The 12,337-nt window shown below is 59.9% G+C and carries 17 protein-coding genes; 8 read left to right on the plus strand and 9 right to left on the minus strand.

The genetic code is table 11. From position 1 onward, the window contains the following. Positions 1-139: 139 nt before the first annotated feature. A complete protein-coding gene (locus tag J2T09_RS26370; RefSeq protein WP_306840060.1) occupies positions 140-1,342 on the minus strand; it encodes an MFS transporter in 1,203 nt (400 codons plus the stop codon). Between the two features lie 73 nt (positions 1,343-1,415). Between J2T09_RS26370 and J2T09_RS26375 the strand changes: the two genes are divergently transcribed. After that, positions 1,416-2,408: an AraC family transcriptional regulator gene (locus J2T09_RS26375; protein ID WP_306840061.1), complete on the plus strand. Its 993-nt coding sequence runs from the start codon at positions 1,416-1,418 to the stop codon at positions 2,406-2,408. Positions 2,409-2,411: 3 nt separating this feature from the next. On the opposite strand, the gene J2T09_RS26380 is transcribed toward J2T09_RS26375, so the two are convergent. From J2T09_RS26380 to J2T09_RS26390, 3 genes are read right to left on the minus strand one after another with little or no spacing between them, the layout of a single operon-like run. Next, positions 2,412-3,116 carry a TIGR02281 family clan AA aspartic protease gene (locus tag J2T09_RS26380; RefSeq protein WP_306840062.1) on the minus strand — a complete coding sequence of 235 codons (705 nt, stop codon included), beginning with the start codon at positions 3,114-3,116 and terminating at the stop codon, positions 2,412-2,414. Continuing rightward, positions 3,113-3,343, minus strand: coding sequence for a DUF1289 domain-containing protein (locus tag J2T09_RS26385; RefSeq protein WP_306840063.1), 231 nt, complete (start codon positions 3,341-3,343; stop codon positions 3,113-3,115). Before J2T09_RS26385 ends, J2T09_RS26380 begins: the two co-directional genes overlap by 4 nt. An 18-nt stretch (positions 3,344-3,361) precedes the next feature. Further along, entirely contained in the window at positions 3,362-4,141 is a 780-nt protein-coding gene (locus J2T09_RS26390; RefSeq protein WP_306840064.1) for an adenosylcobinamide-GDP ribazoletransferase, read from the minus strand. Between the two features lie 119 nt (positions 4,142-4,260). Here J2T09_RS26390 and cobT point away from each other — a divergent pair, with 119 nt between their 5' ends. From cobT to J2T09_RS26405, 3 genes are all read left to right on the plus strand, one after another. After that, positions 4,261-5,277 carry a nicotinate-nucleotide--dimethylbenzimidazole phosphoribosyltransferase gene (cobT, locus tag J2T09_RS26395; protein ID WP_306840065.1) on the plus strand — a complete coding sequence of 339 codons (1,017 nt, stop codon included), beginning with the start codon at positions 4,261-4,263 and terminating at the stop codon, positions 5,275-5,277. Between the two features lie 309 nt (positions 5,278-5,586). Then, positions 5,587-5,760 (plus strand): hypothetical protein, encoded by a 174-nt coding sequence (locus tag J2T09_RS26400; protein WP_306840066.1) that lies wholly within the window; start codon positions 5,587-5,589, stop codon positions 5,758-5,760. Between the two features lie 159 nt (positions 5,761-5,919). Then, positions 5,920-6,312 carry a diacylglycerol kinase gene (locus J2T09_RS26405; RefSeq protein WP_306840067.1) on the plus strand — a complete coding sequence of 131 codons (393 nt, stop codon included), beginning with the start codon at positions 5,920-5,922 and terminating at the stop codon, positions 6,310-6,312. A 3-nt stretch (positions 6,313-6,315) separates the two neighbouring features. On the opposite strand, the gene J2T09_RS26410 is transcribed toward J2T09_RS26405, so the two are convergent. From J2T09_RS26410 to J2T09_RS26430, 5 genes are all read right to left on the minus strand, one after another. Beyond that, positions 6,316-6,594 (minus strand): type II toxin-antitoxin system RelE/ParE family toxin, encoded by a 279-nt coding sequence (locus tag J2T09_RS26410; protein ID WP_306840068.1) that lies wholly within the window; start codon positions 6,592-6,594, stop codon positions 6,316-6,318. After that, positions 6,591-6,821, minus strand: a complete 231-nt coding sequence (locus J2T09_RS26415) for a hypothetical protein (RefSeq protein WP_306840069.1) — start codon at positions 6,819-6,821, stop codon at positions 6,591-6,593. Before J2T09_RS26415 ends, J2T09_RS26410 begins: the two co-directional genes overlap by 4 nt. Before the next feature lie 92 nt (positions 6,822-6,913). Continuing rightward, positions 6,914-7,207 carry a type II toxin-antitoxin system RelE/ParE family toxin gene (locus J2T09_RS26420; RefSeq protein WP_306840070.1) on the minus strand — a complete coding sequence of 98 codons (294 nt, stop codon included), beginning with the start codon at positions 7,205-7,207 and terminating at the stop codon, positions 6,914-6,916. Then, complete coding sequence (locus J2T09_RS26425) at positions 7,204-7,431, minus strand: hypothetical protein (protein ID WP_306840071.1); 228 nt, start codon at positions 7,429-7,431, stop codon at positions 7,204-7,206. Before J2T09_RS26425 ends, J2T09_RS26420 begins: the two co-directional genes overlap by 4 nt. 56 nt (positions 7,432-7,487) lie before the next feature. Next, positions 7,488-9,026, minus strand: coding sequence for a sensor histidine kinase (locus J2T09_RS26430; RefSeq protein ID WP_306840072.1), 1,539 nt, complete (start codon positions 9,024-9,026; stop codon positions 7,488-7,490). A 162-nt stretch (positions 9,027-9,188) separates the two neighbouring features. Here J2T09_RS26430 and J2T09_RS26435 point away from each other — a divergent pair, with 162 nt between their 5' ends. The 4 genes from J2T09_RS26435 (at position 9,189) to J2T09_RS26450 (ending at position 12,207) form a co-directional block, all read left to right on the plus strand. After that, on the plus strand, positions 9,189-9,743 hold the full coding sequence (locus J2T09_RS26435; RefSeq protein ID WP_306840073.1) for a thermonuclease family protein: 555 nt from the start codon (positions 9,189-9,191) through the stop codon (positions 9,741-9,743). A 9-nt stretch (positions 9,744-9,752) separates the two neighbouring features. Continuing rightward, complete coding sequence (locus tag J2T09_RS26440) at positions 9,753-10,424, plus strand: uracil-DNA glycosylase family protein (RefSeq protein ID WP_373458662.1); 672 nt, start codon at positions 9,753-9,755, stop codon at positions 10,422-10,424. Between the two features lie 67 nt (positions 10,425-10,491). Then, positions 10,492-10,983: an Lrp/AsnC family transcriptional regulator gene (locus tag J2T09_RS26445; protein WP_306840074.1), complete on the plus strand. Its 492-nt coding sequence runs from the start codon at positions 10,492-10,494 to the stop codon at positions 10,981-10,983. Positions 10,984-11,187: 204 nt separating this feature from the next. Beyond that, entirely contained in the window at positions 11,188-12,207 is a 1,020-nt protein-coding gene (locus tag J2T09_RS26450) for an alpha/beta fold hydrolase (protein WP_306840075.1), read from the plus strand. Positions 12,208-12,337: the final 130 nt, after the last annotated feature.

Raw genomic sequence — 12,337 nt, forward strand, 5'->3', positions numbered from 1 at the left:
ATGATCGATACGCCGTCAATGCGCCCAAATCTGACGATTGCCAAGGTCGAATATTCTAAAAAAACCGGCCGAGAGTATCGGCCGGTTTGCTGACAGTGATGAATGGGCCGAGTGGACCGACAGGGATGGAGTGATCGTATCAGCCCATCGACAGGCGTCGCTGCTGGCCACGGCTGGCCATGACCGATGCACCCAGAAGCGCGCCGGCGGCAAGGAAGGTGACAACGGCGATCGGTCCCTGTGTCTCAATGAGGATGCCGCCCAGAACCGCGCCGCTGGAAATGGCGATCTGGAACGTCGTCAGCATCAGTGCTCCGGCGCTTTCGGCCTCATCCGAACCGGCGCGCACCACAAAGCTCTGCAGGCTGACCGGGATGGCTCCGAAGGCAAGGCCCCAGATGGCAACCGCCGTGGCCGCGACGATTTCAGAGCTTCCGGCCACCGCCATGCTGACGGCTGCGGCTGCGACGAGGCTGGCAAAGATGGTGATCGACAGGCGCGGGCTACGCTCGGATACGAAACCGCCGAGCAGGTTGCCGAAGAAACCGGCGACGCCATAGGCAAGCAGGATCAGCGAGATGGTTTCGACACCGAGATGCGGCACGCGTTCCAGGAACGGGCGGATATAGGTGAAGCCGGCAAAATGGCCGGTGATGACCAGAAGAATGGTGATGAGGCCGAGACGCATGGCCGGACGGCGCAACAGCGCTGCCATGGTGGCAAGACCGGCATGGCCGCTCGGCGGCAGGGCGGGCAGGGTGATGGCCTGCACGAGAAGGGCGACGACACCGATACCGGCCGAAAGGCCGAAGGCGGCGCGCCATCCCATAGTGGCACCGATCCAGGCGCCGAGCGGGGCGGCGCAGACGGTGGCAAGTGAGACGCCGGCCATGATGATGGCCATGGCGCGCGGCATCAGATGCGGCGGCACGAGGCGCATGGCAAGCGCTGCCGACATCGCCCAGAAACCGCCAAGCCCGATGCCGAGCAGGAAGCGGGCGGCAAGCAGCATGTGGATGCTGGTGGCGGCAGCGGCGATGAGGCTGGAAATGATCAGCGTCATGGTCAGCGCCAGCACGGTCCAGCGGCGATCGAATTTTCGTGTGCCGATGATGACGCCGGGGCCTGCAATGGCGGCGACGATGGCGGTCATGGTGATCGACTGGCCGGCGAGGCCGGACGTGACGTTGAGGTCACCGGAAATCGGCGTCAGCAGGCTGACCGGCAGAAACTCTGCGGTGACAAGGCCGAAGACACCGAGCGTCATGGAAACGACAGCGCCCCAGCGGGCGTGTTCTATCGTCCGGGCGTCGCCGCCCGGGAAAGGGATATGGTCCAGCATGGGGATCTCCTGATTTGCTGTTGGTCAAGGAATAGGCGTGACCGGCCGGAGTTTCCATGCTAAAAAATCCGGCATGCTTGATCATTCGTCCAATTCTCCATTTGAACTCCCTTCCGATCCGCTGAGCGAAATGCTGCGGGGATTGCGTCTCGATGGTGTGGAATACGGCCGCTGCCGGCCGGCTTCGCCCTGGGCCACGGCCTTTCCGGCGCAGGAGGCGGCGCGGTTTCATTTCATCCAGTCCGGTTCTGCCGTGTTGCGGCTGGAAGGGCAGGGCGACTGGCTGGACCTGAAGGCGGGGGACGCCGTGCTGGTGCCGCGCGGCAATGCGCATGTCGTGGCCGAACATCCGACCGTTCCGCCGGTGCCGTTCGAACGGTATGGACGCACGAAAATTTGCTCTGGCGTTTACGACGTGAAATGCCAGGAGAGGCCGGGCGAGACGCAGATCTTCAACGGTTCGTTGCGTTTCAATCTCGACCGGCTGCACCCGCTGTTGCAGATGATGCCGGACGTGATGACCACCACCGATCTGGCGCGTAGCGAGCCGACCATTCCGCATCTGCTGGATGCCATGGCGCGCGAGGTGGACATGGACCGGGTCGGCGCCGGCGGCATTCTGGCGCGGTTGGCGGATGTATTGATGGCGACGATGATCCGCACCTGGGTGGAGCATGGCTGCGGCGAGACAAATGGCTGGATCGCGGCTGTACGCAGTCCGGATGTCGGCCGCGTGTTGGCGGCAATCCATCTGGAACCGGAACGCGACTGGTCGGTTGCCGAACTCGCCCGTCATATGGGGGCGTCACGCTCCGGTTTTGCCGAACGGTTTGCCAAGGTAGTGGGCGAAACGCCGGCGCGTTATGTGGCGCGGGTGCGCATGCATCAGGCGCGGCTTTGGCTGAAGGAAGGCATGCGTGTTTCGGTGATTGCCGAGCGGCTGGGTTATGATGCCGAGGCGTCATTCAGCCGTGCCTTCAAGCGTATCATCGGTGCACCGCCGAGCCATTTTCGCAGCCGCACGGATGAGGTCGTGCCGGTGGCGGAACTGATGGCGGCGGAATAGACGTCAGTCTTTCAAGCGCATTTCGTCCGTCTGGATCTGCAACGAACTCAGGGTCGACAGGAACGTCATGCCCAGCAGGCTTTCGTCGAGCCGGCCTTCCGAGGCGACCATTGCCCGTACATCGCGGCGAACGATCGGGCCGATGGTCATCTGGTCCAGTCGGACGGGGGCCGCCATGGCGCGACCGTTGGCGGTGGAAACGCTGACGGTGAAGGAGAGGTTTTCCGGATCAAGGCCGAGTGTCCGGGCATCGTCCCAGCTGAGAACGACCGAGCTTGCGCCGGTATCGACCAGCATCGGCACGGTTCGGCCGTTGACTTCCATGCGCGCCTGAAAATGTCCGCCCATGGCGCGGTGCAGGATGACTTCCGAACTACCATCGGACGCCGTGGTGACGACGGCGCTGCCGGGCATCAGGCCCGCCATGAAGCGATTGCCGACCGAGGCAAAATCGTTGCGATAGAGATAACCGACCATCAGGCCCATAATGATGACCAGCCAGATGGCGATCATCCGCGCGGTTTCGCCAAGCCCTCCGTGGCGGCCGGCGAGAACGCCGGCGGAAAGGACCGCTGCGATCGGCAGCAGATAGACCATCCGCGCGAAATCGTCGTTTTCCATGCCCATCGTGTGGCCGCTGGAATCATTGAAGATGAGGAGCGCCAGTCCGGCGCCGAGAATGATGAGAACGACGGTCAATCCATTCACGGTGCAATGGCCTCCTTCAGAGTGTTGGGAACGGCAAGGCCGGCCCGACGCAGGCGGCCGGGCAGGACGGACATGAGGTTTGCACGCGCCGTGTCATCGAGATCGCGCCAGCTGCCGATTTCGGAAAGCGAGCGTCCACAGCCGATGCAATGACCGGCAAGCGGCGTGTCTTCGCCCGCAATCGTGCAGACGCCGCTGCAGGGGGAGAGGATGTTCGATGCGTGCATGACCGACATATCGGGCGCTTACGTTGCAAGAGCAAGGGCGGTAAAAACCGCCATTGACGTGACCTGCTGGGTGGCGCCGATCGTGTCGCCGGTATGACCACCGAGTTTTTTATCGACCACGCGGGTGAAGGCAAAAGCGGCCAGAACCGCGAAGGCCAGAGCGAACAGGATCGAGCCGAGATGGTAACTCGGCAACAGGAACAGGAAGGCGAGGAGAGCGGCGAGGGCGAGCGCCATGGTGCGTGCTGCGTCTTCCGGTTTGCCGACAGCAACGGCGACGCCGTTCGTGCGGGCGGGCGGCAGCATCGACCAGTGCCAGACCATCAGGGCACGGCTGACGGAGGCAGCGGCAAGGAGGGCAAGGGCGGCGCCAAAGGGCGAAAGGTCTGTGCCGAGTTGGGCAAGGGCAGAGGCGCGGATGCCGAAAGACAGGATCAGGGCCACGACACCATAGGAACCGGTGCGGCTGTCCTTCATGATGGCAAGCGCGTGTTCCTTGTCGCGCCCGCCGCCAAGGCCGTCGGCGGCGTCCGCAAACCCGTCCTCGTGCAATGCGCCGGTGGTGACTGTCAGTGTACCGAGCGCAAGAATGGCCGCAAGAAATGGTTGTGCACCGAGAACGAGCATCGCCCACAATACGCACATGGCAGGCAGAGCAATGACGACGCCGGCCACCGGAAATGCCCGCACGGCGCGAGAAATACTGCCGTCATGGCCTTCGAAAAAGCGCGCGTGAACCGGCAACCGGCTCAGGAAGCCGACGGAGCGGGCGATATCCGCGATGAATTCGCTCAACATGTGACGTGCGTTTGGCAGTTGTTCCTCCGGCCATGCCTGATAAACAGGGGGCCACAAAGCGGGATTCCCGAAGCAAACACAAGCCTTCCCGCGACAAGAGACAGACAAGGAATGATGATATGAGCGTGAGCGGCATGCCCTTCGACGATTTTCGCGTTCTCCTGCGCGAACTGCCGGGTCCGGACCAGCGGGCACTGGTAGCGGCGCGCGAGCGTGATGCGCAACTGACCAAGCCGCCGGGTTCGCTCGGTCGTCTGGAAGAAATCGCCTTCTGGCTTGCCGCATGGTCGGGCCGCTCTCCTGCCGTCAACCGCCCGCTCGTGGCAATCTTTGCCGGCAATCATGGCGTGGCAAAACACGGTATCACGCCGTACCCGCCATCGGTGACACAGCAGATGGTAGAAAATTTTGCCGCCGGTGGTGCTGCCATCAACCAGATCTGCGTCACCCACGACCTCGGCCTGAAGATTTTTGACCTGGCGCTGGATTATCCGACCGGTGACATCACCGTGGAGCCGGCGCTGTCCGAGCGCGACTGCGCCGCAACCATGGCCTTCGGCATGGAATCGATTGCCGGCGGTACCGATCTTCTGATCATCGGCGAAATGGGCATCGGCAACACCACGATTGCTGCCGCCATCAATCTCGCGCTTTACGGCGGCACGGCGGAAGAATGGGTTGGCCCCGGCACCGGCTCGCATGGTGATGTTCTGGCGCGCAAGATCGCGGCGGTAAAGGCGGCGGTCGAATTCCACAAGGATCATCTCTCCGATCCGCTGGAAGTGCTGCGCCGTCTCGGCGGTCGTGAAGTGGCGGCCATGGCCGGCGCCATTCTGGCGGCCCGTATGGAAAAGATCCCGGTTCTGATCGACGGTTATGTGGCGACCGCCGCCGCTGCCATCCTCAAGGCGATCAATCCTTCGGCGCTCGATCATTGCCTGATCGGCCATGTCTCTGGTGAGCCGGGCCATCTGGCGGCAATCGAGAAGTTGGGCAAGACGCCACTTCTGGCGCTCGGCATGCGGCTGGGTGAAGGCACGGGTGCCGCTCTTGCCGCCGGCATCGTCAAGTCCGCCGCTACCTGCCATTCCGGCATGGCGACCTTTGCGCAGGCGGGTGTGACCAACAAGGTATAAGCAGGCTACGGAAATATCGAGACCGGAAATTCGAGGGTGGCGCGATCAAGGTTGCGCCGCCCTTTTTCGTGGCCTGTGTTTTTGTGCCTAATCGGCTCATGATTCTGTTTTGGCCGCTTGGCACTCGACCTTCTCGACACCGGAACGCCCTCACAATTATGTGATATACAGTCATATAGCTAAATTCAAGCCGTTTCCGGCAAGTCGCCTGCCTAATTTTCGGCCAATTGCAAGAACTTGCGGGTGGACAGTGTTTTCGCGAAAGTTATCTTTTGTCATATTTTAATGGGGTGATTGGGATTTGGCATATTGTCTTGCAACAGGGTCGAGGTTTTCGAACGTGACGATTGGTGGATCGTGCGGGTGTTTGAGGATGGCGAGGTTATGGAGCGCGTTTTCCGGTTTGAGGAACATGCGGACTCATGGGCGGCGGGGCAGAAGATCAGATTACGACAGGTTGCCGAGCGCGAGCGCGACACATGACGGACTGGTTCTCTGTCTGTGATCGGTCGGGTGTAAAACAAACGATATCCACCCGACCTTGCCGGGTGACCGCAATTGCAGATAGACGTCGAAGGCGCTCCGGGCGATAGAACCGCATCGGGCCGAGAGGATGACGGCTACCGGATAAGGGAGCCGGGCATGGAAAAGACGCCACTGGACAGCAATATCGAAAAGGCGAGCGGCCTGCGCCGAGTGGTGGCGGCAACGCGTTATTCCCTGCAGGGACTGGCGCGGTTGTGGCGGGAAGAGGCCTTTCGCCATGAGGTGATCGCCTTTGTCGTCGGCCTTGTGATCCTTGTCGCTGTCGGCGCGAAATTCACCGATTACCTGATCTATCTCGTTCTCATGCTGGTGCTGTTTTCGATCGAGGCCCTGAATACGGCGATCGAGGAGCTGGTCGACCGTATCTCGCCTGAAATTTCGAGCGTCGGCCGCCATGCCAAGGATCTCGGATCCTTCGCGGTATTCTGCCTTCTGGGCGCAAACGGTATGTTCGTGTTTTATGTGGTCGTGGTGCGGCTGTGGGAGTGAGGACTACTGTTCCGGTCGGCGGGATGTGTGCCTGAACCGGGTAACAACGACATCCTCGCCATCCAGCCGGTAGAAGATCACGTAGGGGTAGGGGCTCATAACAAGTCTTCTTGTCGATTGTCTGCTCGTTCTCTGGCCGGCTCTCGGCTGATTTGCAAGAAGTTCGATTGCTTCAGAAATGCGTATGGCAATGCGTTCCGCACCGGATGGAGATCGCTCGCTGACATATGTGAGTGCTTTATCGATCTGTATGGAAGAGCGATCGGTAAAGCGCACGGTCACCGGATGTATTTCGCCAGAATGGCGTGGACCTCGGTCTCTTCGACGAGTTCTCCGCGTTCGATCTCTTGTTCTGCCTCTTCGATGTCCGCCTCTTCCTCCGGCGTCAATTGATACACTTCGCCGTCATGCTCGCCCATGAAACGCAAAAGCAGGCCCGCGAGTTCATCCTGCATTTCGGCAGGGAGTTCGCGGGCGGCTTCGATGGCGCGGTCGAGAAGTTTGGTCATGGCATCATCATGCCTCAAAACCATGCGCTGGAAAAGGTGGTGTGCAAGTAGGGCGATCAGGCAGATCTCTTGCTGCGCCATGTGCTGAACTGTCAATCAGCATCCGGCATGTTGGCCGGATTTTGCGCTGCGTGGCGGACACCGAGAATGGTGATCGTATCGTCTGCGAGGTTGTAATAGATCGCGTAGGGATAGGGATTTATTATCAGGCGACGCATGCCGGCGCGATTGGTTCTTGTTCCGACATGAGGGTGAGTGGCCAGATATTCCACCATCTTGCGGATGCGTTGACCGACATGTTCGGCGCCGGAAGGCGAGGCCATGTAAATCCTTTCCAGCACCTGCTCCAGCTCGTTTGCCGCTTCAGGTGTAAAAAGGATGTTCACCTGGAAAATCTCGACCAGATTGCCTCAACGCGCTCGTCGGAGGCGAACTCACCGCGTGCAGCCTGTTCCAGTGATTTTTTGAAAGATGCTTCTTCTTCCGGCGACATGACGTAAAAATCCTGCTCGCCGTTGAAAAAAGTCATCATCAGGCGCGCGAGCTCGTCCTGCATTTCGGCAGGCAGTTCGCGGGCGACTTCGATGGCGCGGTCGAGAAGTTTGGTCATGGCATCATCATGCCTCAAAACCATGCGCTGGAAAAGGTGGCGCGCCGTTCAGATTGTCACGCAAAGCTCTTGCGGCGGCGCTCGATCGGCGGTGCGTCCTCGACAGCCGGCAGGCTTTGCAGCACCCGGGTAGCCGGCAGGATGGCGATCACTTCCGTTCCCTCGCGCAGCTTGGATTTCAGGATAAACTGGCCATCATGCTTGGAAAGGATCGCCTGTACGATCGGCAGGCCGAGACCGGTCCCCTGTTCGGCGCTCTTGATGGCGATGGAACCCTGACCGAAGGCGGAGAGAACGACCGGGATTTCCTCCTCCGGAATGCCGGGTCCATTGTCCTTGATCGAGACATATTGGCCGCCACCGGCCGTCCAGCCGACCTTGACCATGACATCGCCGCCCTGGCTGGTGAATTTCACCGCGTTGGACAGAAGATTGAGCAGGACCTGGCGCATGGATTTTTCGTCCACCCAGACAAGCGGCAGTTCCGGTTCGAACTGCTGCTGGATGGTGATGTTCTTGGTGCGGGCACGCAACTGCACCATGCCGATGCAGTCCTCGGCAATTTCGAGAAGCGACAGCGCTTCTTCGTTCAGATCGTAACGGCCGGCTTCGATGCGCGACAGGTCGAGAATCTCGTTGATGAGGTTGAGCAGGTGCTCGCCGGAACGATGGATGTCGCCGGCATATTCCTTGTAGGTCGGGTTGGCGAGTGGGCCGAGCACTTCGGAATTCATCACCTCGGAAAAGCCGAGAATGGCGTTGAGCGGCGTGCGCAACTCATGCGACATCGATGCGAGAAAACGGGATTTCGCAAGGTTCGCCTCTTCCGCGCGGCGGCGGGCCTCGTCCGACATGGAATTGGCGACTTCGAGTTCGGCGATCAGGTCGTCCTTTTCCGTCTGGTAGGACAGCAATGTGAGGCTGGACTGATAGAGCCGGTTGGAAATGTAATAGAACAGCACGAGTGCCGTCGCCACCATGGCGGTCAGGCCGTAATCCAGCGGGTTCCGGCTGTTGATCGCGATGATCAGCAGTGTCAGGACCATCGGGATGAAGCTGAACAGGGCCGCCTGACGCAACATGAAATTGGTCATGGCGGTGATCGAGATCGCCACCAGAAGGGCTGCCACCTTGTAGAAATAGAAGCCGTCGGTATTGCCGCAGGCATTGCAGTCCTGCAGCGCGAACAGTGCCCAGCAGAAACCAAGCGCGATCTGGCCGGCCAGCAGCCATTTGCGCCAGCGCAACGCTTCTTCAGTGGTGAATTCGGCGCGGGAAACCCGTCTAGCGAGCACAAGGTTCATGGCATGGACAGCAAGTGCCAGCATTCCCCAGGAGATAAGGCCGCTGTTCTGGTTGATGGCAATGCCGACGATGGCGACCAGAATGATGACGACGGGGGTGATCAGCGCGCTTTGGAGAACGGTATGCACGTGCTGCGACAGCATTTCGCGGTCGAATGCGTGGGCGCCCTGCGCGGTAAACTGTAAACGCTCGCGCGTTGCGCGCACGGCTTTGGACACAGGCTTGCTGCGGTGGGCGCGCGTGCGGTCCACGATGATCTTGTCCGTCGATGTGCTGACGCTGTTACTCATTGCCCATGGACTGCTGATCCGGATGGTGCGAGCCTAGTAGGAAATTATTAAGAAGGTCCTGATGCGAAAGAATTTGTTTTCCATTTTTCTGAAGGCTCTGTTGGGAATTAAGGCAGAACCATGATGCGGCTGTCTCGGGGCGTTTATCGAAAACGCAGGCGGATGGGGCGTTTCAAGGATTCCGTGCTGACGCTGTGTTTTCTGTTCCTGCTGGTGCTGATCGCCGCACGATTGCAAAGCGAGGGAAGCAATCCCGTCACGGGGCCGTTCCGGGTGGTGGATGGTGACACGCTTGCGGCAGGTGCCGAAAGACTGAGGCTTGTCGGTATCGACGCGCCCGAACTCGACCAGACCTGCGAACGTGACGGGCAGGTTTGGGATTGCGGGCAAGAGGCGAAAGCTGCTCTGCAGCGGATGATGGCCCGTGGCGCGGTTGAGTGTCGTGGCGGCGATCGCGATCGGTATGGTCGTCTGCTGGTGAATTGTCTGGCCGAGGGTCGCACCATCGAGGGCGAAATGGTGCGATCGGGGATGGCTGTGGCTACCGGCCTGATTACCTATCGCAGCGAGCAGATCGAAGCCGAAACGGATCGTAGGGGGATCTGGGCCGGGTCGTTCACGATGCCGGCGCAATGGCGGCGCGAACGCAAGCTGGAACAGGAGGGAAATGGTTTCCTCTCCGGCATGCAGGATCTATTGTCACTGGAATGGTTGTGAGTTTTGTCCGTGACCGAAACCTTGATTGCAAACGACAGCCCGATTGACGATGCCATTGCCGACCGGCTGAAACTGCTGCGCCGGTCGATCGCCGCGTGTCGGCTCTGTCGCGACGTGCCGGCGCGGGGCTTTGAACATCGACTTCCGCATGAGCCACGGCCCGTCGTGGTTCTTTCATCGAAAGCGAAAATCCTGATTGCCGGGCAGGCGCCGGGCCTGCGTGTGCATGAAAGCGGGCGGCCTTTCGATGATGCATCGGGCGACCGATTGCGCGAATGGCTGGCCGTCAGCCGTGAGGAGTTTTACGACCCCGATCTGTTCGCCATCGTGCCGATGGGCTTCTGTTTTCCGGGATATGACGAGAAGGGCAGCGACCTGCCGCCGCGACGGGAATGCGCACCGCTTTGGCGGCAGGCCGTGATCGACGCGATGCCGCAGGTCGAGCTGATCCTTGCGATCGGACAATATGCGCAGGCCTGGCATATGGGAAAAATGCGGGCGAAAACCATGACGGATACGGTCAAGGACTGGCGGCGTAGCTATTTTGCAAATGACGGGCCGCGCATCCTGCCTTTGCCGCATCCAAGCTGGCGAAACAGTGCATGGCTGAAACGCAATTTGTGGTTTAGCAATGACGTTCTGCCAACACTTCGGCAGGATGTGGACAGACTGTGTCGTTGAAAGAATTTTCGGTTACATGTGCCAAAATTCGCGGTATGACGAAAAATAATTTCGAAGGGGAGATTTTATGGACCGTCTCGATCGCAAGATCCTGCGCATCCTGCAGGAGGATTCCACACTGGCCGTTGCCGACCTTGCCAAGAAGGTCGGTCTTTCGACGACGCCCTGCTGGCGCCGTATCCAGAAGATGGAGGAGGATGGCGTCATCCGCCGCCGTGTGGCGCTGCTCGATCCGGCCAAGGTGAATACCAAGGTCACGGTTTTTGTTTCGATCCGCACCGCCAGCCACTCGATCGAATGGCTGAAGCGCTTTTCCGAAGTGGTCGTCGATTTTCCGGAAGTGGTGGAATTCTACCGCATGAGCGGTGATGTCGATTATCTGCTGCGCGTCGTCGTGCCGGATATTGCCGCCTATGATGCCTTCTACAAGCGGCTGATCGCCAAGATCGAAATCCGCGACGTTTCCTCCGTGTTCGCCATGGAGCAGATCAAATACACGACGGAACTGCCGCTCGACTACATGACGCTGGATAACCAGAAGTCGCAGGTCGAGGAATAAGGCTGCTTTCCCTTGGGCGTCGGCTATGGGCCGACGCCATCCGGTTGCGGGTGCCGCGAACCCCTTTCCATTTTTCGAAAAATCTGACCGATAAACAACTTTCACGGCCGCGTTATTGCGCGTTGCCGTCCGATCGCTTGTGTCTAGCTACTTCCAGCAGACGGCGTGCGCAAATTGCGTGCCGCTATTTGGAAGGAGTTTTTCATGTCCGTTCGATCCCTGACATCAGCCGTGATGTTTGCCGCATTGGCCTGCACCGCTCTGCCTGCTGTGAGCGTGGCGCAGGAGCGCCCGACCTATGGTCCGCGGCTTGAAGGGTTTGAATATCCGTTCAAGACCGAAGTGCTTAATCTGGACAGCCAGGGCCAGAAGCTTGAAATGGTGTTCATGGACATCGCCGCCGAAAAACCGAATGGCCGGACGGTAGTGCTTTTGCACGGCAAGAATTTTTGTGGCGCCACCTGGGAAGGCACGATCAGCCAGTTGAGCAATGCCGGTTATCGGGTGATCGCGCCGGATCAGGTCGGATTCTGCAAGTCGAGCAAGCCGGAAAGCTACCAGTTCAGTTTCCATCAGCTGGCGCAAAACACCAAGGCGCTCCTGGAAAGTCGCGGCATCGACAAGGCGACAGTGATCGGTCACTCGATGGGCGGCATGCTGGCGACGCGGTTTACGTTGATGTATCCCGAAACGACCGAGCAGATGGTGTTGGTCAACCCCATAGGGCTTGAGGACTGGAAGGCCAGAGGCGTGCCTTACCAGACGATCGAGGCTGCCTTCGAAGGCGAGAAAAAGACCAGCTTCGACAGCATCAAGACCTACCAGCAAAAGTTCTATTATTCGGGCGAATGGAAGCCGGAATACGACAAGTGGGTGCAAATGGGTGCCGGCATGTATGGAGGCGAGGGCGGTGATCAGGTGGCGTGGAACCAGGCGCTGACCTCCGACATGGTCTTCACCCAGCCTGTCGTGCATGAATTTGCGCAGGTGAAAGTGCCGACGCTGCTGATGATCGGCATGACCGACAAGACGGCGCCGGGCGCCAATCGCGCGCCGGAAGAGATTGCCGCGACGCTCGGTGACTATACGCAACTTGGCAAGGATGCGGCCAAGGTCATTCCGGGCGCAAGGCTGGTGGAATTCGAAGACCTTGGCCACTCGCCGCAAATCCAGGCGCCGGAGCGTTTTCACGAGGCGCTGCTGGAAGGCCTAAAGGAAAGCTGAGAAAGTGGATAGCGAAAGGGCCGCATCGCGCGGCCCTCAGACTGCTGACAAACCCCGTCATTTTTTGGCGGGGTTTTGTTTTATGCGAACCACCGGGTTTGCCGGCCGCGTTCGAATGAGGCAATGAAGA

This window comes from Neorhizobium huautlense (assembly GCF_030811685.1).
In the GTDB taxonomy this organism is placed as follows: Bacteria; Pseudomonadota; Alphaproteobacteria; order Rhizobiales; family Rhizobiaceae; genus Neorhizobium; species Neorhizobium huautlense_A.

What these genes read in the sequence shown, in the direction of transcription:
- J2T09_RS26370 (WP_306840060.1), bottom strand. Translation starts at nt 1,342, where the DNA reads ATGCTGGACCATATCCCTTTCCCGGGCGGCGACGCCCGGACGATAGAA.
- J2T09_RS26375 (WP_306840061.1), top strand. Translation starts at nt 1,416, where the DNA reads ATGCTTGATCATTCGTCCAATTCTCCATTTGAACTCCCTTCCGATCCG.
- J2T09_RS26385 (WP_306840063.1), bottom strand. Translation starts at nt 3,343, where the DNA reads ATGCACGCATCGAACATCCTCTCCCCCTGCAGCGGCGTCTGCACGATT.
- J2T09_RS26390 (WP_306840064.1), bottom strand. Translation starts at nt 4,141, where the DNA reads ATGTTGAGCGAATTCATCGCGGATATCGCCCGCTCCGTCGGCTTCCTG.
- cobT (WP_306840065.1), top strand. Translation starts at nt 4,261, where the DNA reads ATGAGCGTGAGCGGCATGCCCTTCGACGATTTTCGCGTTCTCCTGCGC.
- J2T09_RS26405 (WP_306840067.1), top strand. Translation starts at nt 5,920, where the DNA reads ATGGAAAAGACGCCACTGGACAGCAATATCGAAAAGGCGAGCGGCCTG.
- J2T09_RS26415 (WP_306840069.1), bottom strand. Translation starts at nt 6,821, where the DNA reads ATGACCAAACTTCTCGACCGCGCCATCGAAGCCGCCCGCGAACTCCCT.
- J2T09_RS26425 (WP_306840071.1), bottom strand. Translation starts at nt 7,431, where the DNA reads ATGACCAAACTTCTCGACCGCGCCATCGAAGTCGCCCGCGAACTGCCT.
- J2T09_RS26430 (WP_306840072.1), bottom strand. Translation starts at nt 9,026, where the DNA reads ATGAGTAACAGCGTCAGCACATCGACGGACAAGATCATCGTGGACCGC.
- J2T09_RS26435 (WP_306840073.1), top strand. Translation starts at nt 9,189, where the DNA reads ATGGGGCGTTTCAAGGATTCCGTGCTGACGCTGTGTTTTCTGTTCCTG.
- J2T09_RS26445 (WP_306840074.1), top strand. Translation starts at nt 10,492, where the DNA reads ATGGACCGTCTCGATCGCAAGATCCTGCGCATCCTGCAGGAGGATTCC.
- J2T09_RS26450 (WP_306840075.1), top strand. Translation starts at nt 11,188, where the DNA reads ATGTCCGTTCGATCCCTGACATCAGCCGTGATGTTTGCCGCATTGGCC.